Genomic DNA, 22509 nt, shown 5'->3' on the forward strand with positions numbered 1-22509 from the left:
CCAGAGAAATATCGGGATACGAAAAATGCCAGCAACAGAAACCACACCAAACACTATTTTCGACAGCGCATTGCTGCAACAGCGCCTGAAACGGGCGATACAGCGCAATGTAAGTGGTGCGGATTTTCTGCTGGAGCGCACGGTGCAGGATCTGGAAGACAGGCTTTCAACGGTTGAGCGTCAGTTTTCCCGCGCTGTAATCGTCAATCCTTATACACCGTCTGCTGCTTTATCTTTGCAGCAATCCGGCAAGGCAGAAGTGATTGAAAGCATTGACTATCAGTCAAAAGACAGCACGGAATATCTGCCGCTGGAACCACAAAGTACTGATCTGATTATCTCGCTCTTATCCCTGCAATTTACCAATGACACGCCGGGACTGATGATGCAAATCAAACAGGCGCTGAAGCCTGACGGATTGTTTCTCGGTTGTATGGCGGGTGCCGGCACACTCGGAGAGCTGCGTGAATCACTGTTGCAGGCCGAGTCTGAGCTGACCGGCGGCGTCAGCCCGCGTGTGGCACCTTTTGCCGATGTGCGTGATGGTGGCGCCCTGTTGCAGCGTGCCGGTTTTGCACTACCGGTGACGGATATTGAGAATGTCACTGTGCGCTATGACAATATGTTTGCGTTGATGGCCGATATCCGCGCCATGGGTATGGCCAATATTCTCACCAGCCGTTCGCGCAAACCGGTTGGCCGTCGTCTGTTCATGCGGGCTGCGGAGATTTATGCCGAACGCTTCAGCGATCCTGACGGACGCATCCGCGCAACATTCTCATTCATCTGGATGTCCGGCTGGGCCCCGCATGCCTCGCAGCAGCAGCCGTTGAAACCGGGATCGGCCAAGGCTTCACTGGCTGAAGCCCTGCTTGCTACGGAAAAAGAACCGAAAAAGTAACAAGAAAGATCAGCAGTCGCCCTGCTGTGAGCCGTCACGGGCAATCACGCAAACTGCTTCCGGTGAGGATTGCAGCAGGCTTTTGCGCTCAATATAGGCTTTGTCAGTATTGCCGCGCTGAATAGAACCGGTGGACATCATATCCACACCGGCAGGAAACAGCGATTGCGCGGTTTGCTTATTGGCTTTCTGGCTCAGCACCGGCACAATGACCAGCGTCAATGCGAGAATTGCGGAACCGAACAGCAAAATGCAACGGACAAAGCCGCTTTTGGCAACAGGCATAAAGCCCGATTTTGTCTCTTCATCATCTTTAAAAAAGTCTGTCAGAAATTCTGACTGATACTGACTGCGATTGCTGCTCATCGTCATACTCCGGCGCGATGATCCCACCATGCGGCATGTCAGTGAATCATCCCTTAACAAAATCGTAAAAACCCGTCTTACGACTAAAAATAACCGGCAATTATCAAGGATGCGCTGGAGGATTACAGGAGATCCATCAGGAAAGGGATCAGCGGCTCATCAGCAGGCGGCATAGGATAGGAGCGCAGGTCTTTTGGTTTGACCCATTTCAGCGCCTGCCCTTCCATCGAGCGGGCAATGCCCTCATAACGCCGGCAGATATAAAGCGGCATCAGCAGATGGAATTTATCGTAAGAATAGCTGGCAAAAGTGAGTGGTGCGAGACAGGCATGTTTGGTGATGATGCCCAGCTCTTCCTGCAATTCGCGGATCAGCGCATCTTCCGGTGTTTCACCGCTTTCAACTTTACCGCCCGGAAACTCCCAAAGACCGGCCAAATTTTTGCCCTCAGGGCGCTGTGCCAGCAAAATACGGCCATCCGTATCAATCAGCGCACAGGCTGCCACCAGCACAATCTTTTTGCCCTCAGTCATCAAATACTACCTATCTGCAATAATAAATATAATCATAGACAGTGGTGAAGCCTAAACCCTGATACAAAGCACGCGCTGCTGCATTCGCGCTTTCCACCTGCAACCAGAAACAATGATCGCCGCGGGATAAGGCCTGCGCCATCTCATTCAGAACCAGTGCTTTTGCAAAACCACGCCGTCTGAACGCCTCACCAATACACAAATCCAGCAGACCGGTATAGCCGTTCTCACTCACACAAAGCAGTGTTGCCGCAGGTTCAGCTCCGGCAAAACCGGCAATGACATATTTCTGCGGCTTGATTGAACGAAGAACTTCCGCCAGTCCCTCCACCAGCGGCTCAGGACGGTCGTGAAACGCACCGGAAATCCGGCTATAGCCGATCTCCTGCCCGTCACGAAACTGCACAAGCCGTAACGGCAGACGCGGCTGCGGGGTCTTCAACGCTGCGTTATCACGCAAATCACAGGCCATCACTGATGATGCGCCGGTGGCCGTATAGCCGCGCTTTACCAGATAATCGGCCAATGCGAGCGGTGCCAGCGGTGTCAGCCGGAAAACCGGCTGTTTGCCCTGCGCTGTAAACAGCGCTTCACAGGCCTCGACCCGCTGCGCCAGATCCGCATCATCAGCCGGGTTCAGCAGATTAACCGAATTGCCGCGTTTTGACGGATAGTAAGGTGTCAGTTGAACAGCCCAGTCCCCGAAATGCGTGACCTGCAAAGCGGGCCATGCATGAAAACCAAGCTCTTCAAACTGACGAATTTCAGACATCACGACCGGTAATCACCGTTAATGGCCACATATTCCTTGGTCAGATCGCAAGTCCAGACCGTGGCTGTGCCCTCGCCCATACCAAGCTCAACCGTGATGAGAATATCCTCACCCTTCATATAGGCAGAAGCAGCTGCTTCCGAATAATCCGGATCGCGTTCACCATCGACCGCCACGCGGATATTACCAAAACTGATGGCGAGACGATCACGGTCAGCCGGTTCACCCGCTTTACCAACAGCCATCACCACACGTCCCCAATTGGCATCTTCACCGGCAGCAGCGGTTTTCACCAGCGGGGAATTGGCAATCGACAGACCAATACGCTTGGCAGAAATGTCAGAAACCGCACCTTTCACGGTGATTTCCAGCATTTTGCGTGCGCCTTCACCGTCGCGCACAACCTGCAAAGCCAGATTTTTCAGAAGCTTGCGCAAAGCGCGGTCAAATTCTGCCAGACGGTCATCATCGGATGATGTTACAGCTACCGCGCCGCGCTCAGCAGCAGTACCGGTTGCAAACAGCATCAGCGTATCGGATGTGGAAGTATCGCTGTCCACAGTCACCGCATTGAAGCTGGAATCCACCGCTTTGGACAACAGGCCCTGCAAGACATCAGAGGCAATCGGCGCATCTGTCACCACAAAAGACAACATGGTCGCCATATCCGGCGCAATCATACCGGCACCTTTGGCGATGCCGTTAATAGTAACCGGTACACTGCCAAGCAGCACGGTTTCCGTTGCCACTTTCGGATAGGTATCGGTGGTCATGATCGCTTTGGCAGCTTCCAGCCAGCCATTATTATCGGCACGCGCATTCATATCACCGAAGAGATGCGCGAATTTACCGGCATCCAGCGGCTCGCCGATCACACCGGTTGAAGCGAGAAAGATTTCGTGCGCCTCACAGCCCAGCGCTTCGCAAGCGGCTTTGGCTGTGGCTGTCGTTGTTTCACGACCTTTTTTACCGGTAAAGGCATTGGCATTACCGGAATTGACGATCACCGCTTTGGCTGTTCCGTGTTTCAGGCTCTCGCGGCAAAAATCCACCGGCGCAGACGGGCATTTGGAGCGGGTGAAAACACCGGCAACTGAAGCAGGCTTATCAAAAACCATCATCAGCACGTCTGTTCGGTTTTTATATTTAATCCCCGCTTCGGCAGTTGCCATTCGCACACCGGTAATCACCGGCATGGCAGGATAATGTTTTGGTGCAAGCGGAGAAACAGAAGAAGACATGCGTGCCTCAAGAATAAGAGCATTACCGGCAAAACTGAAAATAGTTTTGCGTCAGGGTCATGCGGCTAAATACCAATGAATTTTAACCGAAATAAAACAGCTCGTATCCTGAGTGCCTTTCAGATGCTGTCGGCACATCAAATCACCCGCCATTTCACCTCAGGTTGAGGCCAATAAATGACGGATAGGCATAAAATGCAATCACCTGCCCGAAATAATCAGGGCAGGTGATCATTTTTATCAAAATTCGCCTTAAACTTACCAGATTGGCAATCACATCAAAGCAAAATGTAAGCTTATTGAGCGGCTTTCGCAGCTGCATCCTGTGCGTCAGCAGCTTCTTTCATCGCTTTGGCAACAGCTTCGTCTTCATAAGTGATTTTCGAACCGTCACGCAGCTTCTTGACCATTTCGATATATTTTTCACGAATGACGATCGAGCGAACCTGATCTTTCACTTCATCAAATGCAGGCGGCTGCTGCTGGCGCTTATCTTCCAGCTTGATGATGTGATAGCCGAACTGCGACTTCACAGGCTCTTTGGTATAGCTGCCGACTTCCAGTGCAAAGGCAGCTTTTTCGAATTCAGGCACCATCATGCCTTCGCCGAAATAGCCCAGATCACCGCCCTGTGCGGCAGAACCATCGGTTGAGCTTTCTTTTGCCAGATCTTCAAATTTGGCGCCGCCTTCAAGCTTCTTGATGATTGCTTTGGCTTCGTCTTCAGTTTTTACGAGAATATGACGCGCACGAACTTCGTTCTTCGCAGGCATTGCCGCGATTTCCTTGTCGTAACGGGCACGTACATCTGCATCGGAGATCTTGTCTACGATTGCAGTCTGGAAATATTCATTATGCAGCGCGCGGTCTTTCAGAAACTCGATGCGCTGTTTGAAATCTGCACTGTCGTCGAGTTTTTCAGTTTTCGCAGCAGCGGCCAGAACTTTGATATCAACCAGAGCAGCCAGTGCAGCAAGACGGCGCTGATCATCCGGCAAACGGGAGAACTGCGGATCCAGATCGCTCGAAGCCTGATCAACTTCGCCCTGTGTCAGCTTAACGCCGTTTACAGTGGCAAGCACTTTGTTCGGATCGGCTTTTTCAGCCGGTTTTGCTGCAGTTTCAGTCTTTGCAGCGGTGCCTTGCGCATAGGCAGAGCCTGCAGCAGTGGTCAAAAGCAGACCGGCTGCAAGCTGAATCAGGACTTTACGGGTACGGGTCATCAGTGATTTCTCCTTCGGGGACGAAGTACCGTCCCAAGAATAAGGCAGAATTTTGCTGCTTCGCTCTCATTCGGATAAAGCAGAATAGTTTTTAGGCGATATGGCAATTTTCTGCACAATATATATATTTCAGCAGTAATAGTCCCTTTTGTTATGCGCATATAATCGCATTGCTCGGGACTATGACTGTTGTCAAATCATTGACATCGCCGCACTCCCCTCTTATCTGTCCATCGGCTTTGCGTCCAGAGAGCTGCCAGAGAGAAATTGCGCGAAATGTCTTTTCGACAGCGTGTTTTCTTGCCATAAGTCTCGCATAAACAAATAAAGCCGATGACAGAGCGCCGCGCAGGCGGCGACACACTTGGCTGAAGATTTAAGAAAGGACCAGCGATGGTCAGCTTTGGCGGTCTCGCCCGTATGATTTTCGGCTCATCCAATGAGCGTCGCATCAAAGGCCTTCGTCCTCGCGCAGCAGAAATTACCGCGCTTGAGAAACAATATGAAGGCTTAAGCGATGCTGAGCTTCAGGCTAAGACCGATGAATTCCGTGCCCAGCTTAGCAGCGGCAAAACACTGGATGACATTCTACCTCATGCTTTCGCCACGGTGCGTGAAGCGGCGAAACGCACACTTGGTATGCGCCCGTTTGATGTGCAGCTGATCGGCGGCATGGTGCTGCATGACCGCTCCATCGCGGAAATGCGCACCGGTGAAGGTAAAACCCTGATGGCTACCCTGCCGGTTTACCTCAATGCCCTTGAAGGCAAAGGCGTGCATGTCGTGACAGTCAACGACTATCTCGCCACCCGCGATGCGCAGACCATGGGCGTGCTTTACAACTTCCTCGGTCTGACTGTCGGCGTGATTGCTCACGGCCTTGATGACGATCAGCGCCGCGAGGCCTATGCCTGCGATATTACCTACGCAACCAATAACGAACTCGGCTTCGATTATCTGCGTGATAATATGAAATATGAGCGCGCCCAGATGGTGCAGCGCGAACATAACTACGCCATCGTCGACGAAGTTGATTCGATCCTGATCGACGAAGCCCGTACCCCGCTGATTATTTCCGGTCCGCTGGAAGACCGCTCAGACTTCTATTCACTGATCGACACTTTCATTCCGCAGCTTGAGGCGGAAGATTACGAAGTTGACGAGAAGCAGAAGACTGCGATCTTCACCGAAGTCGGCACAGAAAAGATCGAAAGACTGCTGGAAGCTGCAGGTCATCTGAAAGGCGAAAGCCTTTACGATGTTGAGAATGTGGCTGTTGTTCACCACCTCAACAACGCCCTGCGTGCCCATAAGCTGTTCCAGCTCGACAAGGACTATATCGTCCGTAATGACGAACTGGTCATCATCGACGAATTTACCGGTCGTATGATGCCGGGCCGCCGTTATTCCGAAGGCCTGCATCAGGCACTGGAAGCCAAAGAAAAAGTAACGATCCAGCCGGAAAACCAGACACTGGCTTCGATCACCTTCCAGAACTATTTCCGTATGTATAAAAAACTGGCCGGTATGACCGGTACAGCAGCAACGGAAGCGGAAGAATTCGGCAATATTTACGGCCTTGATGTTGCAACCATCCCGACCAATCTGCCGGTTGCCCGTATTGATGCCGATGACGAAGTTTACCGTACGGTTGATGAAAAATATAAAGCCATCATCCGCGATATTCGTGAATCCCACGAAAAAGGCCAACCGGTTCTGGTTGGTACAACTTCCATCGAAAAATCCGAAATTCTGGCTGAACGTCTGAAAAAAGACGGAGTGAAGAATATTCAGGTTCTGAATGCCCGTTATCACGAGCAGGAAGCCTATATTGTTGCACAGGCCGGTGTTCCGGGCGCGATCACCATTGCGACCAATATGGCCGGTCGCGGTACCGATATTCAGCTCGGCGGCAATCTGGAAATGCGCGTGAAGGTGGAACTGGCGGATGTACCTGCCGGTCCTGAGCGCGATGCCAAAATTCAGGAAATCAAAGCGGATATCGCTCAGAAGAAAGAACAGGCACTGGCTGCCGGCGGTCTTTATGTTCTGGCGACAGAGCGTCACGAAAGCCGTCGTATCGACAACCAGCTGCGTGGCCGTTCCGGCCGTCAGGGCGATCCGGGCAAGTCGAAATTCTTCCTGTCTCTGCAGGACGATCTGATGCGCATTTTCGGCTCTGACCGTATGGACAGCATGCTGCAGAAGCTGGGTCTCAAAGAAGACGAAGCCATTGTGCATCCATGGATCAACAAAGCGCTGGAAAAGGCTCAGAAAAAGGTCGAAGCCCGCAACTTTGAAATCCGTAAAAACCTGCTCAAATATGATGACGTGATGAATGATCAGCGTAAGGTGATCTTCGAACAGCGTCTGGAAATGATGGATGCAGAAGATCTGACTGAAACGGTCGATGAAATGCGCCATGAAGTGATCGAGGATATGGTGCGTGCCCATATTCCTGAAAATGCCTATGCCGAACAATGGCGTGTGCCGGAGTTGAAGGAAGAGGTACTCAAAGTCCTCAATCTCGACCTGCCGGTGGATGCATGGGCGGCAGAAGAAGGCATTGCCGAAGAGCAGATCGAAGAGCGTATCAAGGAAGCTGCTGATAAGGCTGCTGCTGACCGTGCAGAGCGCTTCGGCCCGCAGATCATGGCCTATGTGCAGAAATCCGTCATCCTGCAGTCTCTGGACAATCTGTGGCGCGAGCATCTGGTCAATCTTGACCATCTGCGTTCCGTTGTCGGTTTCCGCGGCTATGCCCAGCGCGATCCTTTGAACGAATATAAGACCGAAGGTTTTGAACTGTTTCAGGCCATGCTGTCCAACCTGCGTGAAGTTGTGACATCGCAGCTGATGCGCGTGGAAATCATGCGTGAAGAATCGCAGCCGGAACTGCCTGAAATGCATGGCCACCATATTGACGGCACCACCGGTGAAGATGATTTCGGCGAAGGTTCTGAAGGCCCGCGTCTGGCAGACAGCGACCGCTTTGTTGATCCGGCAGACCGTGATCCGGCTGATCCGTCGACATGGGGTCGTGTTGCCCGTAACGAAGCCTGCCCTTGCGGCTCCGGTAAGAAGTTCAAACATTGCCACGGCGCTTTTGTTTAAACGATAAAAGCATTTCCAGCAAAAGTGTGAAGCGGTTTTGCGAAGGATAATGCGCAAGAAAAAACTATAAATTGATAAAGAACACCGCCTGTCTTCGCAGGCGGTGTTTTCTTTTGTGGTAAGCACATAGACTGACTTTTAAACTATTCTGTGCAACAACAGCTGCATATCAAAGTTTTTCCGAGAGACGCATTGCCTGCAAAATTTCAGATCACATCACTGGCTGAAAGATTCCTGCCTGCAAAACGGGCAGAACAGTTGCGTCCTTTTTTGCTACGGGCAGAGGGCTTGTTCTCCGGTGAGGATGAACAGGCTCAGGCCAAACGCTCTTCGCTGATTGCTTTTGCAATTCGCATTGCCGGTGCGGCTCTGGCACTGCTCAGTCAGGTTGTGCTGGCCCGTCTGATGGGCAGTTTTGAATTCGGTATTTATGTCCTTGTCTGGACGGTTACGCTTATTCTCGGCGACCTCGCCTGTTTCGGGTTCCACACCACGATTATCCGCTATGTTCCGCAATATTTGCAGAAAAATCAAACAGATGATGCACGCGGTATTCTGCGCACCGGTCCTGTTTTCGCGCTCATCAGTGCAAGCATCATTACCCTGATTGCAATTGTTCTTCTCAATAGTCTGAGTGCGCAATTTGCGCCCTATTACTGGCCAGCTTTCCTTATCGGCATTCTTTGTATTCCGGCGATTGCGCTCGGCAATATTTATGACGGCACAGCACGCTCACAGGGCTGGATTCTGGCAGCACTCAGCCCCGGCTATATTCTCCGCCCGCTGATGATGCTGCTGATCTTCATCTTGCTGCTGCTGACAGGATGGCAGCCGCAGGCCACCACAGCACTTATCGCAGCCTTTTCCGGCACTGCGCTGACCGTCATCAGCCAGCAACTATTCCTGCGCAAACGCATTGCAACAGTTCTGCCTAAAGGTGCGGGAACCTATCATTTACGGGAATGGATACGGGTATCCCTGCCGATATTCCTCATTGAAGGTTTCTTCTTCCTGCTCATCAATATTGATGTGCTGATGGTCGGCCGCATGATGGAGCCGGACAGTGTTGCACTGTATTTTGCAGTCACCAAAGTGCTGGCGCTGGCGCATTTCGTTTATTTTGCCGTCAAATCCAGTGTCGCCCAGCGCTATTCCCAGCTGCTTCATGGCGGCGACAAGCAGGCCTTCAACGATTTCGCCCGCAACTCCGCCCGCTGGACATTCTGGCCGTCTTTATTGCTCGGCATTCTGCTGCTGGCCGCCGGCTGGCCTTTGCTGGCATTGTTCGGCCATGAATTCACCAAAGGCTATCCGCTGCTGTTCATCCTGATTTTCGGGGTGATTGCGCGTGCCAGTGTCGGCCCTTGCGAAAGCCTGCTCTCCATGTCCGGCAATCAGAATATCTGCGCGCTGCTCTATGCGCTGGCACTGATCGTCAATATCGCGCTGAACATTACCCTGATCCCGCTTCTGGGCTTGAGTGGCGCAGCAATTGCCACGGTTTGCGCTATGGCCACAGAAGCAGCCACCCTCTCCTTTGTGGTTTATAAACGTCTGGGTATCACAATGTTTGTGTTTGCCCCTTCAGCCCGCCGTGCCGGAGATTAAATCATGATGCAAATCTTGCAGAAAGCTGAAGCTCTTGAGCATCTGAAAAATTTGCAGATCCCGTCTGTTGCAGAAGCAAATATTTTCAATCATCCGGATTTTTTGCGCCCTGCAGTTGCACATTTCGCGTCCGATAATTGCGCAGTGCTCCTTGACGATGATCCTGAAACCGCATTTCTGATGCCCTTTCAGCTTGCCCGTGCCGGACTTGGTTTAAAAAAATCTCTTTGTGGCTGGAGCAATATCTATGCCACGCAAGGCACACCATTAATCGCTGCAGGCAACCTGACACACACTCTGGAAACAGCGCTGACTGTATTGCAGCAACCGGAGCTCGGGTTGCCGGATACGCTCATTCTGCCGGATATCAATCTCAATGCAGCTTTTGCAATTGCGCTCAAAGAACTGGCACAGCGCCAAAATCTGCCGCTTCATATCATGCGGCAGGAAGAGCGTCCGGTTTTGTCTAATGGCAGCGATGCAGAGAGCTATCTGACGAATGCAATCGGTAAAAACCATCGCCGTGAATATCGCCGCCTGTGGCGCAGACTGTCCGAAACAGGCAGTCTGGTATACGAGATCATTGCGGACAAAACCGCGATCAAAGATGCATTCAATGACTTTCTGTCACTGGAAGCTGCAGGCTGGAAAGGTACACGCGGCACGGCTTTTCTGAGCAAACAGGCTGATGCGGATTTTGCCCGTGAAACTGTCCTCTCCTTGGCCGAGCGTGATCTGGTACGCATTCATACCCTGACACTGGATGACAGGCTCATTGCCAGCCTTGTGGTCTTTGTGCAGGGGGATCAGGCATGGACGTGGAAAACCGCCTATGACGAAGCTCTGCGCGCCTACTCTCCCGGTGTGCTGCTGATGATCGAAGTACTGAAAAACCATCTGGAAAATCCGGCATTGCGCATCACCGATTCCTGCGCCATTCCCGATCATCCGGTGATGTCGCGCCTGTTTCATGAGCGCGAGAGTTTCGGCACAATTATTCTTGGCCTGGGCGCCCAAAGCCAGCAGAACGTGTCTAAAATAGCCCGCCAGCTCGACCGCTATGACCGCCTGCGCTCAGCATTACGCCACATCAAATCCCGCCTGCAAAAACGACTGAAACGCTAAACGTCAAATTTTACGCGCCTGTACACGCTGCCCGAGCCAGACGCTGAACAGCACAATCGCCATACCGGTGATTTGTAACAAGTTCAGTTGCTGGTTCAGCAATACCCAGCCGAGGATCACAGCTGTCAGCGGGCTTAAAAAACCGAGTGAAGCAGCGACAGATGATTCCAGTCGTGCCAATCCGCGAAACCACAAAAGATAGGTGACAGCACCGCCGATCAGGCCGAGATAAATCAGCCCCAGCCAGTTTGTCAGTGTCAGTACCGGCAAAGCGGGCTCCAGCGACAGAGCTACAGGTACCAGCAACAAACCACCGGCCGTCAGCTGCCATGCAGTAAAAGTAAGTGGAGAAACCGGCGGTTGCCAATAGCGGCTCAGAACCGTGCCCGCAGCCATCGAAAATGCACCGGCCAGCGCTGCAATGATCCCTGTCTGATCCAGCACACCATTGGGCTTCAAAACGAGGAGCGCCACACCGGCAATCCCTGCCAGAGCTGCGGCTACCGCAACAATGCGCAATCTCGTTCCTAGCACCATTCGCGCCAGAAACACGACAATCAGTGGCTGCACAGCGCCCACTGTGGCTGCAACACCACCGGGCAAGCGATAGGCAGCGACAAATAACATTGCCCAGAAGAATGAAAAATTCAGCGCACCAAGGATAAACACACGCAGCCACCAGATACCCTGCGGCAGTTGCCGGACAAGCAGCAAAAGCAACAATCCCGCAGGCAGAGCACGCAGCATCGCGACTGTCATCGGATAACCGGCAGGCAGCATTTGCGTGGTGACAATATAGGTACTGCCCCAGATCGCCGGTGCCAATGCTGTCAGCAGCAAATCCGTGCGTGTCGATGTCATATATTGTCTCCGTAAGTTCTCATATGCCGGTACAGCGCACCATAATTACAATTTTTGGAGATGATAATTTCTTGTTTTACGATTATATTGCCAACCAAAAGTTTTGAATATTTCAATGACAGGCAAGATATGGATCAGCTCAGCGCATTACGTCTCTTCCGCAAAACCGCTGAGCTGGGCAGTTTTGCCGAAACTGCACGCGCTAGCGGTCTGACTGCGGCAGCGGTCGGAAAAAGCATCGGTGAGCTTGAAGCCCATCTGAAAGTCCGGCTGTTCAACCGCACCACGCGACGCATGAGCCTGACGGAAGCCGGTACGCTCTATTATGATCAGATTGCCCCGATCATCGAACAGCTTGAAGAAGCCGACCGCTCGCTGACACCACATAATAATCAGCCATACGGGCTGTTGCGCGTGACGGCACCGTTGACCATGACAATTGTCAGCCTGTCCCGATTCATACCGGAATTTTTAGAGCGCTATCCTGAGATCACACTGGAACTGAACCTCGATGACCGGCAGATTGATATTGTCAGGGAAGGTTACGATATCGCCGTCAAAGGCAGCGACAGTCTGAAGAATTCCAGCCTCATAAGCAGACGGCTGTCCACATTGCATCATGTGGTTTGCGCTTCGCCTTCTTATTTCGAAAAGCACGGTAAGCCCAAGGAACCAGCGGATCTGCGTCACCACAACTGTATTCGCTACAGCCTGTCCGGACATGTCCATGAATGGGAATTCCGCAAAGGAGAACGAACAGAGCGCATACCGGTGACCGGACGCTATATTGTTTCATCCAGTTTTGCAGTGCGCGATGCTTTATGCGCCGGTTTCGGCCTCAGCCTGATCCCGCTCAGCTATGTGCAAAATGATCTTGCGGAAGGCAGACTGGTTACAGCACTGGACGACTGGCAGCAGATGGAAACCGGCATTTACGCCTTTTACCCGTCACGCCAATATCTGGCACCCAAGGTGCGGGTATTTCTCGATTTCTTAAGCGAAAAGCTCGAAAGTTGAGAAAATCAGTCACGGGCGCCCGGAACCCGTCCCCAGCGCTTCTTGGTGAAGCAATTGATGTAAAGTCCCCATAAACCGGTTTTACCACGGACAAACACTCGCTTCACTTCACTTTTCAGCCTTTGCATTTTGGCCGGCGGGCAATATTGCGAAGACCGCTCAGGACTCAATGTGCTTTCCAGCCCCGCTTGCATGCAAATTGCAGGACTGACCTGATAAACCGTCATTTGCGGGAAGAAACCACAGGATGGCGTAAAGAGGAGATGATCGATCGGCGAGGCCGCATCATTCATACGGCACAATAATTTTCTCGCGCAATCACGGGAAACAATATAACCGGCAGCAAGAATATGCTGGCTGCGCAATTGTGCCACTGTATAGTGACCGGCAATTGTCACAACCGGCTTGTCAGTCAGAACTTTTTTGCCCTGAGTTTCAATTTTAATCAGCTCGGCATTGTCTGGAATCCAGTCTGTGGATTCGAAAAACTGTCGCGTATCTTTCGATAGGGTCACATCATCTTCAAAAATCGCTGCGAAACGATCTTCACCCTGCGCTATAAGCTCCAGACATTTCCGGTGGCTCAGAAAACAACCGATTTCCGTTCGTGTCAGAGGCTCTTTCCAGGACGGTATACGAATGATGGACGCCAACTCCTGATCGCTGAGATTTTTGCCATCCACAGCTGCGACACGTTCAAACGGAACTGACGCTTTGGCAAATTGCTCCTGCATGCGCACCAAGCGTTCAGGACAACGATCCAGATTAATCAAATAGGCTTTCACTGCAATTTCCGCCCTAGAGAATATTCTCTTTCGGTAAAATATGTCCGCATATCTTTCAAGAGATATTAGGTATATTTTACTCAAGTTTACGGTAAAAAAAGTGAAAGAAAGTTGCGGCGAAATTTTGTCAGGGAAAAAGTGGTGCGGGTGGTCGGAATCGAACCGACACTCCTTTCGGAACCGGATTTTGAGCGGCCCAAAGGACGATATTCTAAACACCGCCGATTGCAAGTAAAAGCGCGAAAACCTACTACGATCAATGATTTAGCTTGACCATCGTAGGCTTCAAACTTCTCCATACTTGCCGGCAATAGCCGGGAATCGTGCTCCTAGACACCCTCGCGCGACTCCTACGACTAACGTGTTTGGAGACCTCTGATGGCCAAAATCAAACTCACCAAGACGGCTGTGGACGCCGCGCGCCCGAAGGAGCGCGAATACGAACTCCGCGATACGATCGTACCGGGCTTCATGCTGAAAGTCACACCGTTCGGCGGCAAGATCTTCATGCTCGCCTACGTGACCAATTCCGGCGTCCGCCGGAAGCCCGCGCTAGGTCGATTCGGAGAACTCACCGTCGATCAGGCCCGCAACCTGGCACAGGACTGGCTCGCGGAGGTTCGTTATGGACGCGACCCGTGCGCGGAGAAGACAGCCGCGCGCGCAGCACCGACCATGAAGGAGCTGTGCACCAAGTTCATCGAGGAGCACTCGAAGCTTCACAACAAGCCCTCCACCGTCGCGACGAACGAACTGAACATCAAGAACCACATCCTTCCGCGCCTGGGCCGCTACAAGGCTCATGAAGTCACCCGCGCCCACATCTCGGAATTGATGACCGGCATGGCCGACCGGCCGGTGAACGCCAATCGAACGCTCGCTGCCCTTCGGAAGATGTTCAACCTCGCCGAACTGTGGGGATATCGGCCAGACGGCTCCAATCCGTGCAGGCACGTCCAGAAATTCGCGGAGAACGGATCGACCCGGTTCATCACCGACGAGGAGATGCGCAAGCTCTTCGCCTATCTCGACCGCTCGGACCGGGAGGGCCTGGAGCATCCCTTCATCACCCTCGCCATCCGGCTCCAGTTCGAGCTGGCGGCGCGCAAGTCCGAGGTGCTTACGCTCGAATGGGCCTGGATCGACCTCGAACGCCGGCGCGTGACCTGGCCTGACAGCAAGACGGGAGGAATGACGAAGCCTCTCAGCGACGAGGCTCACCGGCTGCTCAGCAAGGCTCCGCGCTTCGAGACGTCGCCCTATGTGTGCCCGTCGATCTTCGATCCCTCGAAGCCGATGACGGACAATACCTATCAACACGGATGGCGGCGCATCCTTGCCCGAGCGGGCGTCCCCCATGTCGGTACGCACGGCATCCGCCATCGCGCCGCAACCGATATCGCGAACTCGGGCGTGCCATTGAAGGTCGGTATGGCGCTCACGGCGCATAAGACCGTCACCATGTTCATGCGCTACGTTCACAACGAGGAAGACCCGGTGCGCATGGCTGCGGATGCGGTCGCCGCGCGCAGGCGCATCGTCGTCGGCGCCGAAGCCCCGGTCGCTGAGGAACCGTCGACAGAGGTCGAGATCGAGGTCGGCGCCGCGCTGGAAACAGCGGACGTTGCCGAGCCCGCGTCGCCGCCTCCCGGCCTGGAAGACGGCAAGTATTCGTCGCGCACCAAGGTCGGAAACTATCGGCCATTCCGCCATCGCAACGGGGCCAATCGCGCCACCCCGCCCGGCGCCCGACATGATGAAAACAGGGAGGCAACGCGATGAGCGCGCCCCGTTTCACATCGATCCCTGCCGAAGCACGAACGGAGGTGCGTCATGTCGCGACCTAACAACCGAGCAAAATGGCCGTCCGCAGACCTCCTCGCGCGCGCGGTCTACGTGGAAGATGCTGGCCCCGTCCGCTTTGTCGATACAGACGCAGCGGCAAGATATCTGGCGCTCGATGCCCATACGCTCGAATGCTACCGATCTCTCGATACGGGGCCGGCATTCTACAAGTTCGGACGCTACGTCCGGTACGCGGTCGGCGACCTTGATGCCTGGGCGGAAAGCTGCCGACGTTCGACGACCGCTTCTCCGGAAGCACCGCGCATTCTCCCTCTTAATCGAACATAGGTTTGAGGCTATGTCTCTTGGAGGGGCACGCTCACTCTTCCTTCGAGGATGAGATTCGAGCCTTTGACCGAGAGTTCTGAATCGCGTTGGGGTTCGCACGCGGCGAAGGAAGCTTCTGAGTTTTGTAGATCGGGTTCAGCGTTAAGTAGTCTTGGGGGGAACGGAAAATGTCGACTTACGTCGTTTTCGATGGCGATAACGACCAATGGGCTTACCGGTATGTCCGGGGGTGGCATGCCAACCCCAGAATACCGTTCCAGTTCGTGGACTCTCATGATCTCGACAACATGACGTCGCGTGCTCAGAATGAGGATTACGTAAAATCGAAATTGCGGGAGCGAATGCGACAATCGACAGCAGTTATGGTGTTGATTGGAAACTCGACCAAGAATCTTTTCCGCTTTGTAAGGTGGGAGCTAGAACTCGCGTTGAGCTTGGATCTGCCGATTATTGCCGTCAACCTCAATGAAAGCCGCGTACAGGACAGTTTGTGCCCGCCGATCATTAGGGATCATTGTGTTGTACACGTACCATTCAAACTGAAGGCCATAGAACATGCTATAAGACATTGGCCAACTGAATTCCAACATTTGAGCCGCACCGAAAGGGCCGGGGGAGCACGGCACTACGGCACGGATCAGTATCGTAGCTGGGGCCTGTAATTTAACGCGGAGGGGACGTCGATTTTCAATCTTTTGATGTTTAATGCTGATTGGCCATCGGGAAGAGTCACTGTGCCGATCGGCCGGATGTTCGAATATACGGAAGCGCATATCGCCGAACTATTCAGATTGAACAATACGCCACTTCTGGACAAACTTACGGCTCTGCCTTGTCTCTTCTGCGAAGAGGGGACCGGCGATGAGTCCGCGTATGTCGGGCAGATAAACCGGGCGCGCATCGTAGGGGGCGAAGTCTCACTCGAGGTAAGCTTTGACCCCGACGTTCCTCCCCTAACAAACTCGCTGCTTTATGATAGCCGGGCTGAACTGGACATGCCCCGAGATTTCGAATTCTCTCGCAACCATTGGGCCGTGAAAGAGGTCGACTTGTACCGCTTTTTACTTCGCCAGGTACGCCCCCGGCGACAGCGGCCAACGGTCTTCCCATTGGCCGAGCATGAGAATTTAGACCCCCATCTTGCATCCGCCATGATGCCCTTCGATGCGGCGTTTAATCCTGTTTTTGATGCTATCCGAAACGCTGCTCAAGGTGTCGGACTTCGTTGCCGACGGGCGGACGACATCTGGGAGAATGCGTCAATTATTCAGGATGTCGTTTCCCTGATTGATCGTTCGCGCATCGTGATCTGTGACTGCTCAGGTCGAAATCCGAATGTATTTTACGAAGCCGGGATTGCACACACCTTAGGTCGAGAGGTCATCCTCATTGCACAAAGCGATCACGATATCCCGTTCGACCTGCGCCATCTCCGATATGTGCGCTACCTCAACAACGACCAAGGTCGGGCCGAGTTGTCCGCGACGCTACTAGCCCGCATGCAGACAATCATCGGCCATTAGCTGGACGTATGCATCATGCAAATCGCAGGTGGACTATATCGCGAATTGTGCGAAACGCCGAAGTGGAACGCACAGTTTGGCTCGGGCGGGCGCGCGGCGGCAGCCGTCAGTGCTCTTTCGCCAGGGAGCACTCTTCACACCTATGCACGGGACGAGAGCAGCCCGGGAGCGGACGAACTGTCGGACCTCGGTGTGCGGCTATCCCGCACCCATTCCGATATTGCGATCGCATTTGCGTACTTCCACCCACTGTCTCAACCACACATCGAGCCGCGACCTGGGTCATTTCCTCAGCAGCCTCCGATACATGTTTCGGGAGATGTGGTCCTGAGATTCGGGTTCCTGGAAGGATCTGCCATCGTGCACGCTGTCCGCGCGATTTACGATCCTCAGACAGCTGTCCGTCCTGAGCCATTTGGAGCCAATGGCTCGACAGCGAAACGGCTTGCTTTGGTTATGAATGAGCTAGAGCTCTGCCGCTATGCGGGTTGCACCGACTTGGCGACTGCCGCCGCGAAAGCCATGTCGCATGGCGATCGGGTGACTGTGATAGTCGTAAAAAGAGGGGTGCGGGGGGTCACCGTCTTTGAGCGTCATGCCGAACCTAATACCATTCCCGCATATTATTCATCTCGGGTCTTCAAGATCGGAACAGGGGATGTCTTCAGTGCCGTGTTTGCATATCATTGGGGCGAAGCCGGAACTTCCGCGGCCGAAGCCGCGGACCTCGCCTCCCGATCGGTGTCCGCCTACTGTGAGACAATGACCCTTCCGGTGCAAACCGACTTGCTCAGTAGCCGCGAGCCCATAACAGGGCAGGCACCAAACCGGATTGTTCTGCATGGCTCAACATCTACAATCGGAAGGCGGTATACGCTTGAGGAGGCGCGCTTCCGCCTGAAAGAGCTTGGTGTTGAAGTGCTCTCACCTCAACTCGATGAGGTCCCAGATTCATTCCTCGAAAATGCACCTTCACTTCTAGTGGCGGACGGATTGAGCACAACGGAAATTCGACGACTCTGCGCAACGCGATCTCACCAAAATATTGTAATACTGGACGAGGAGCAGCGGTCCGATATCGCTGCACTCTCCGATCTCGGCGTTACGATTGTTCCCGACTTCGCCTCGTCTTTGTACCGAGCTGCCTGGCCTCGTGCATCTTGCCGTAGCCTAGACAGTTGCGGCGACGCATAATTTGTGAGACTTCTGATTCACTACTCTGGGGGGAGTAATTACGTATGTCAGACGTCTACATAGTCTATTCACGAGAAGATGTCGGACAGGCGGAGAGATTAGTAAAAACACTTTCAACCCGATGGGATGTTTGGTGGGACGATAAAATCGTCGGCGACTTCTCGACCGTGATCGAACGTGAAATCCAGAATACAAAATGCGTCGTTCCGCTCTGGTCGCCGACAGCTAAGGACAAGAGTAATGTAAAGGACGAACTCCGCTTAGCTGAGCAATATAATATTCCGATTATTCCCGCTAAGATCATTCCGACAAATGCGCCGTACGGCTTTAACGGCTATAGTGCGGTTGATCTTCTGGGCTGGACCGGAGAAGACGATCATCCTGGTATCCAGCACCTGATGCGCAAGATTTCGACTGTCGTCCCGCCGAGGATGGCGCCAACCCGCCCATCAGCCATCGCTGCGGGTAGAGTCCCCCTTCCGAGCTTGTTCCTCTCCGTGTCATCACACGAGACACAACTCGTTCCTCTCGAAGCTCTTAAGGCTCTTCGTCTCTTCGGTACATCGACGGTCCTTGTCTCCGCCTACGACCTGTTTCCACCCCGCCGCCCTCGAGGTATCCAGCAGGAGCTGAAGCGTATCCGCGCGCAAGGCGGATTTGTCCTCGTCGATTCAGGCAATTATGAAGCGACGCGACGCGACGACGACAGCTGGAAGCCCCAAGATTTCGAATTGGCGCTGGAAGGGATTTCACACGATTGGGTGTATTGCTTCGACGAGATGGATCCGTCGAGGGACAGAAAGCGTGCGGTTGGGCAAGTCATTGCAGCGGTCGAACGAGACAGGAAGTTCACCAAAGCCCCCGTCCTTCCAATCATTCATGCTCCCGCCACTAGGTCGAAAGGGTACGATCTTACTATTCTCCCCGAGGTCGTGCGGGATGTCGCCGACCAGCTCCAGCCACCGATGATCGCGCTGGCGGAGCGCGAGTTGGGCCGAGGGCTGATCCAGCGCGCACAGACCATGAGGCGCGTCCGGAACGAGCTTGATCGCTTATCCTTTTATCAGCCGATCCATCTCTTGGGTACGGGAAATCCATGGAGTATAGCGATCCTAACGGCAGCTGGAGCAGACAGCTTCGATGGGTTAGAGTGGTGCCGGGTTGCCGTTGACCGACAGCAGCACAGATTAAATCACTACCAACATTTCGATTTTTTCGCATACCAGGCGCAGATGGCGGCTTCGGCCATCACTGTTTCTGCGCTCTCCGACGATAATATAGACTACGCAGGTAAAGTTGCCTTCCATAATTTGGACTACTATCGGGAGCTAACCCACGACTTGCAGGCTGCCGCTTCAACAAATCGCTTAGAAGCATTTGCCGTCGGCCTGTTGGGCCAATCCAATTCAAAACAACTTAGGGATCAAATGCCGGATTTGTTCAGATGAGAAACGATGCTGCCAGGCTGGAGCACGCCGTTGCCGCAATATGCCCGGAGATTGAAGAGCGGGCTAAGCGCTCTCAGAGTGCGCTTGACGAGCGAAATCTCTGGTGGGAACTCTCATGCTGCCTGCTCAGCAGTCAAGTACCGTATGGGCTTGCCGTAGCCACCGCCGATGCTTTGGATAAACGGCAGCTTCTCCTCAACACATCGGCACCCCGGGCCGAACTCGCCGATGAAATCCTCGGGGTTCTCCGTCAACCTGTACTGGTGAACGGCAGCCTTCGAAATTATCGCTTTCCTCGATCAAAGTCGATGCAATTGGCCTCTGCGCGCGAATCGGTCTCGCAGGAAAGCGGGGACCTGTGCTCACTCGTGCATGCCTTCGGAGATGCGGCAACCGCTCGCTCGTGGCTTGTGTCGAACGTAGCTGGAATCGGGCCAAAGCAGGCGAGTATGTTCCTGCGTAACGCAGGTATCAGCTACGATCTCGCAGTCCTGGATCGCCACGTATTGAACTACATGACGATTATTGGACTCTACACAGGGGCCGGCCGAGCCATCTCGAAGCTTTCACACTATCACATGCAAGAAGATAAACTGATTTCACATGCAAATAGGCTCGGATTTGCAGTCGGCCTTATGGATTGGGCGATCTGGATAGTGATGCGGGTTGCGGGTTCTCAAGATACGGAGCGCGCGTTAGCATGAGCATTGTCACTCTCGTTTCCGGTGGGCTTGATTCCACGCTGGTCGCCTACCTCGCAAAAGAGGAAGGGATTCAGCAATATCCGATTTTCATCGACTATGGGCAGCGATCCCGCGATCGAGAGCACGCGGCTTGCCGGTCAGCGATGGCCAAGTTGCAGCTACCAGATTTGGAGGTGGCCGACCTGTCGGGCTATGGCCGCCTCATTAAGTCCGGGTTGACGGACCCGAACCAGCGAGTGCTGGAGGATGCGTTTACTCCTGGTCGAAATCTCCTCTTTCTGCTTGTAGCAGCAGCCTACGCATTTCAGCGCGACGCCGATGCGATATCGATTGGACTCCTCCATGAGGAAACCAGCCTGTTTCCTGACCAGACATCGGCGTTCTTGCAGGAGGCGGAGGCAATGATCGCAAGGAGCATGGGGCGTGAAATAAAGGTCCTTGCACCGCTCTCGTCGTTCCACAAGCAGGAAGTCATCGAACTCGCGACGCTTAAAGGCATCGAGGGCACTTATTCCTGTCATCTCGGGGGTGAAACACCTTGTGGAGCGTGCATAGCATGTAATGAATTCAAGGCTGAGGGGGTCTGATATGGGCGGCGGGAGTAGCGGGAGCTGGAGCAGGTTAGGCGACATTCGGTCCCTGGAGGAGAAAGCCAAGGCGGCGCTTCAGGGCGGCAAACGAAATGTCTTTATCAGTTTTGCAACCGAAGATATGGACGAGGTCAATCTTCTGCGCGCGCATGCGAAGAACGAGAACAGTGATATCGAGTTCAACGATCATTCTGTTCGCGAGCCCTACGACAGCGAACGCGCAGAATATATCAAACAAAAGATCAGCGAGCGGATAGAGCGCTCATCTGTTTGTGTCGTCTACATCTCCGACAATACTGCGCAAAGCCGTTGGGTGACTTGGGAAGTGGAGACCAGCCTCGCTCTTGGGAAAAAGGTGGTGGCGGTTCACCCCAAGGGGGGCGCCCCACGGCAAAATCCGCCTTGGGTGGCGAAGCACGGCGTGAAAGTCGTCCAGTGGAATCAATTGGCCGCTGAACTGAAATAGCCCGGAGATCCGTCGATATGACGCCTGATAGTTTTCCCGCCCTGTACCGCTCGGCAGACGGCTCCGCCGCCGATGCCCAGTCCACCTATCTAAGGCTTATTCGGCTGCAGTACCTTCTGCTCACTGTCGCAGCGACGATCTCTATTTGGTTTGGAGCGTCTCCTGATCTATACATCGCTTATGCGTTAGTTCTGGCCGCCTCTACGGGTCTCCTACTATATATGGCAGTCCAAAAACCTGAGAAAGAGTGGTACGGGTGCCGAGCGCTGGCGGAGTCGATCAAGACATCAACCTGGCGTTACATGATGCGAGCTGAGCCATTCGAAGATGCCCCGAAACTCTCAACAGTAGCAGAGAAATTCTCGGAGTTTCTGAGGGCGATTCTGGATGCCAACAGCCACGTCCGCGACTCGATAAGCCGTCGGCCGGTAACCGGCGATCAGATCACCAACGAAATGAATGCGGTTCGTGCTCTGCCTCTCGCAGAGCGTGTTCAACGATATAATACTGACCGGATTACGGACCAACGCGAATGGTATGTAGCAAAGGTTACCTGGAATAGGCAGCGTTTTCGCCTATGGATATTGATATGCGTCCTCGTTCAAGGTGCCGCAATCGCTTTAGCTCTCCTCCGAATCCGCCATGATCCACCATGGATGATTTGGCCAACCGAACCTTTGCTGGTGATAGCGTCTTCCGCCATAGGTTGGATCCAACTGAAGAAATTCAACGAACTCGCTTCTGCCTACAGCCTCACCGCCCACGAGATCGGCATCTTGCAGACGCGGCTTGGCACGATTGACAGCGAAGAGAAGTTTTCTGCCTTCGTAAATGAAGCCGAGCGAGCGTTCTCTCGTGAACATACCCAATGGGTTGCCCGCCAGATCGAGAATGCGCCCTGATTT

At 53.5% G+C, this 22509-nt stretch carries 21 protein-coding genes; 14 read left to right on the plus strand and 7 right to left on the minus strand.

Annotated elements, in window-relative coordinates; translation table 11 throughout:
• The first annotated feature begins 25 nt into the window (after positions 1 to 25).
• Positions 26 to 901, plus strand: coding sequence for a methyltransferase domain-containing protein (locus JNC80_RS12985; RefSeq protein WP_376710603.1), 876 nt, complete (start codon positions 26 to 28; stop codon positions 899 to 901).
• Positions 902 to 910: 9 nt separating this feature from the next.
• On the opposite strand, the gene JNC80_RS12990 is transcribed toward JNC80_RS12985, so the two are convergent.
• The 5 genes from JNC80_RS12990 to JNC80_RS13010 all read right to left on the minus strand — a co-directional run bounded on the left by JNC80_RS12990 (position 911) and on the right by JNC80_RS13010 (position 5036).
• On the minus strand, positions 911 to 1267 hold the full coding sequence (locus JNC80_RS12990; protein ID WP_022711265.1) for a hypothetical protein: 357 nt from the start codon (positions 1265 to 1267) through the stop codon (positions 911 to 913).
• A gap of 122 nt (positions 1268 to 1389) precedes the next feature.
• A complete protein-coding gene (mutT, locus tag JNC80_RS12995; protein WP_075657337.1) occupies positions 1390 to 1800 on the minus strand; it encodes an 8-oxo-dGTP diphosphatase MutT in 411 nt (136 codons plus the stop codon).
• A gap of 10 nt (positions 1801 to 1810) precedes the next feature.
• A complete protein-coding gene (locus JNC80_RS13000) occupies positions 1811 to 2572 on the minus strand; it encodes a GNAT family N-acetyltransferase (RefSeq protein WP_376710604.1) in 762 nt (253 codons plus the stop codon).
• Positions 2572 to 3813, minus strand: a complete 1242-nt coding sequence (argJ, locus tag JNC80_RS13005; protein WP_376710605.1) for a bifunctional glutamate N-acetyltransferase/amino-acid acetyltransferase ArgJ — start codon at positions 3811 to 3813, stop codon at positions 2572 to 2574. The genes JNC80_RS13000 and argJ overlap by 1 nt, the downstream gene beginning before the upstream one ends.
• A gap of 296 nt (positions 3814 to 4109) precedes the next feature.
• Positions 4110 to 5036 (minus strand): peptidylprolyl isomerase, encoded by a 927-nt coding sequence (locus JNC80_RS13010; RefSeq protein ID WP_075657333.1) that lies wholly within the window; start codon positions 5034 to 5036, stop codon positions 4110 to 4112.
• 393 nt (positions 5037 to 5429) lie between these two features.
• Between JNC80_RS13010 and secA the strand changes: the two genes are divergently transcribed.
• From secA to JNC80_RS13025, 3 genes are all read left to right on the plus strand, one after another.
• Positions 5430 to 8150, plus strand: a complete 2721-nt coding sequence (gene secA, locus JNC80_RS13015) for a preprotein translocase subunit SecA (protein WP_376710606.1) — start codon at positions 5430 to 5432, stop codon at positions 8148 to 8150.
• Positions 8151 to 8525: 375 nt separating this feature from the next.
• A complete protein-coding gene (locus tag JNC80_RS13020; RefSeq protein WP_376710704.1) occupies positions 8526 to 9758 on the plus strand; it encodes a lipopolysaccharide biosynthesis protein in 1233 nt (410 codons plus the stop codon).
• A 3-nt stretch (positions 9759 to 9761) separates the two neighbouring features.
• Positions 9762 to 10883, plus strand: a complete 1122-nt coding sequence (locus JNC80_RS13025) for a GNAT family N-acetyltransferase (RefSeq protein ID WP_376710607.1) — start codon at positions 9762 to 9764, stop codon at positions 10881 to 10883.
• A 3-nt stretch (positions 10884 to 10886) separates the two neighbouring features.
• On the opposite strand, the gene JNC80_RS13030 is transcribed toward JNC80_RS13025, so the two are convergent.
• Complete coding sequence (locus JNC80_RS13030) at positions 10887 to 11744, minus strand: EamA family transporter (protein WP_022711273.1); 858 nt, start codon at positions 11742 to 11744, stop codon at positions 10887 to 10889.
• Positions 11745 to 11873: 129 nt separating this feature from the next.
• Between JNC80_RS13030 and JNC80_RS13035 the strand changes: the two genes are divergently transcribed.
• Positions 11874 to 12761 (plus strand): LysR family transcriptional regulator, encoded by an 888-nt coding sequence (locus tag JNC80_RS13035; RefSeq protein ID WP_376710608.1) that lies wholly within the window; start codon positions 11874 to 11876, stop codon positions 12759 to 12761.
• Positions 12762 to 12766: 5 nt separating this feature from the next.
• Here JNC80_RS13035 and JNC80_RS13040 read toward each other — a convergent pair whose 3' ends face one another.
• A complete protein-coding gene (locus JNC80_RS13040) occupies positions 12767 to 13546 on the minus strand; it encodes a glycosyltransferase family 25 protein (protein ID WP_376710609.1) in 780 nt (259 codons plus the stop codon).
• Between the two features lie 378 nt (positions 13547 to 13924).
• Here JNC80_RS13040 and JNC80_RS13045 point away from each other — a divergent pair, with 378 nt between their 5' ends.
• The 9 genes from JNC80_RS13045 (at position 13925) to JNC80_RS13085 (ending at position 22506) form a co-directional block, all read left to right on the plus strand.
• On the plus strand, positions 13925 to 15328 hold the full coding sequence (locus JNC80_RS13045) for a tyrosine-type recombinase/integrase (protein ID WP_003497302.1): 1404 nt from the start codon (positions 13925 to 13927) through the stop codon (positions 15326 to 15328).
• Between the two features lie 518 nt (positions 15329 to 15846).
• Complete coding sequence (locus JNC80_RS13050; RefSeq protein ID WP_024896892.1) at positions 15847 to 16341, plus strand: TIR domain-containing protein; 495 nt, start codon at positions 15847 to 15849, stop codon at positions 16339 to 16341.
• Between the two features lie 72 nt (positions 16342 to 16413).
• The gene (locus JNC80_RS13055; RefSeq protein WP_198647619.1) at positions 16414 to 17202 is read left to right on the plus strand and encodes a hypothetical protein; all 789 of its coding nucleotides are present in this window, start codon (positions 16414 to 16416) and stop codon (positions 17200 to 17202) included.
• Positions 17203 to 17658: 456 nt separating this feature from the next.
• Entirely contained in the window at positions 17659 to 18396 is a 738-nt protein-coding gene (locus JNC80_RS13060) for a PfkB family carbohydrate kinase (RefSeq protein WP_353612169.1), read from the plus strand.
• A gap of 44 nt (positions 18397 to 18440) precedes the next feature.
• Entirely contained in the window at positions 18441 to 19844 is a 1404-nt protein-coding gene (locus JNC80_RS13065; protein WP_003497299.1) for a toll/interleukin-1 receptor domain-containing protein, read from the plus strand.
• The gene (locus JNC80_RS13070; RefSeq protein ID WP_024896894.1) at positions 19841 to 20548 is read left to right on the plus strand and encodes an 8-oxoguanine DNA glycosylase; all 708 of its coding nucleotides are present in this window, start codon (positions 19841 to 19843) and stop codon (positions 20546 to 20548) included. Before JNC80_RS13065 ends, JNC80_RS13070 begins: the two co-directional genes overlap by 4 nt.
• Positions 20545 to 21135, plus strand: coding sequence for a 7-cyano-7-deazaguanine synthase (locus tag JNC80_RS13075; protein WP_024896895.1), 591 nt, complete (start codon positions 20545 to 20547; stop codon positions 21133 to 21135). Before JNC80_RS13070 ends, JNC80_RS13075 begins: the two co-directional genes overlap by 4 nt.
• 1 nt (position 21136) lies before the next feature.
• Positions 21137 to 21604: a TIR domain-containing protein gene (locus JNC80_RS13080; RefSeq protein ID WP_024896896.1), complete on the plus strand. Its 468-nt coding sequence runs from the start codon at positions 21137 to 21139 to the stop codon at positions 21602 to 21604.
• Positions 21605 to 21621: 17 nt separating this feature from the next.
• Positions 21622 to 22506: a DUF4231 domain-containing protein gene (locus JNC80_RS13085; RefSeq protein ID WP_024896897.1), complete on the plus strand. Its 885-nt coding sequence runs from the start codon at positions 21622 to 21624 to the stop codon at positions 22504 to 22506.
• Positions 22507 to 22509: the final 3 nt, after the last annotated feature.

It is taken from the genome of Pseudochrobactrum lubricantis (assembly GCF_041929865.1).
In the GTDB taxonomy this organism is placed as follows: domain Bacteria; phylum Pseudomonadota; class Alphaproteobacteria; order Rhizobiales; family Rhizobiaceae; genus Pseudochrobactrum; species Pseudochrobactrum saccharolyticum.

Bases quoted from the DNA above. Each gene is read 5' to 3' on its own strand.
- JNC80_RS12985 (WP_376710603.1), top strand. From the start codon at position 26: ATGCCAGCAACAGAAACCACACCAAACACTATTTTCGACAGCGCATTG.
- JNC80_RS12990 (WP_022711265.1), bottom strand. From the start codon at position 1,267: ATGAGCAGCAATCGCAGTCAGTATCAGTCAGAATTTCTGACAGACTTT.
- mutT (WP_075657337.1), bottom strand. From the start codon at position 1,800: ATGACTGAGGGCAAAAAGATTGTGCTGGTGGCAGCCTGTGCGCTGATT.
- JNC80_RS13000 (WP_376710604.1), bottom strand. From the start codon at position 2,572: ATGTCTGAAATTCGTCAGTTTGAAGAGCTTGGTTTTCATGCATGGCCC.
- argJ (WP_376710605.1), bottom strand. From the start codon at position 3,813: ATGTCTTCTTCTGTTTCTCCGCTTGCACCAAAACATTATCCTGCCATG.
- JNC80_RS13010 (WP_075657333.1), bottom strand. From the start codon at position 5,036: ATGACCCGTACCCGTAAAGTCCTGATTCAGCTTGCAGCCGGTCTGCTT.
- secA (WP_376710606.1), top strand. From the start codon at position 5,430: ATGGTCAGCTTTGGCGGTCTCGCCCGTATGATTTTCGGCTCATCCAAT.
- JNC80_RS13025 (WP_376710607.1), top strand. From the start codon at position 9,762: ATGATGCAAATCTTGCAGAAAGCTGAAGCTCTTGAGCATCTGAAAAAT.
- JNC80_RS13030 (WP_022711273.1), bottom strand. From the start codon at position 11,744: ATGACATCGACACGCACGGATTTGCTGCTGACAGCATTGGCACCGGCG.
- JNC80_RS13035 (WP_376710608.1), top strand. From the start codon at position 11,874: ATGGATCAGCTCAGCGCATTACGTCTCTTCCGCAAAACCGCTGAGCTG.
- JNC80_RS13045 (WP_003497302.1), top strand. From the start codon at position 13,925: ATGGCCAAAATCAAACTCACCAAGACGGCTGTGGACGCCGCGCGCCCG.
- JNC80_RS13050 (WP_024896892.1), top strand. From the start codon at position 15,847: ATGTCGACTTACGTCGTTTTCGATGGCGATAACGACCAATGGGCTTAC.
- JNC80_RS13060 (WP_353612169.1), top strand. From the start codon at position 17,659: ATGAATGAGCTAGAGCTCTGCCGCTATGCGGGTTGCACCGACTTGGCG.
- JNC80_RS13065 (WP_003497299.1), top strand. From the start codon at position 18,441: ATGTCAGACGTCTACATAGTCTATTCACGAGAAGATGTCGGACAGGCG.
- JNC80_RS13070 (WP_024896894.1), top strand. From the start codon at position 19,841: ATGAGAAACGATGCTGCCAGGCTGGAGCACGCCGTTGCCGCAATATGC.
- JNC80_RS13075 (WP_024896895.1), top strand. From the start codon at position 20,545: ATGAGCATTGTCACTCTCGTTTCCGGTGGGCTTGATTCCACGCTGGTC.
- JNC80_RS13080 (WP_024896896.1), top strand. From the start codon at position 21,137: ATGGGCGGCGGGAGTAGCGGGAGCTGGAGCAGGTTAGGCGACATTCGG.
- JNC80_RS13085 (WP_024896897.1), top strand. From the start codon at position 21,622: ATGACGCCTGATAGTTTTCCCGCCCTGTACCGCTCGGCAGACGGCTCC.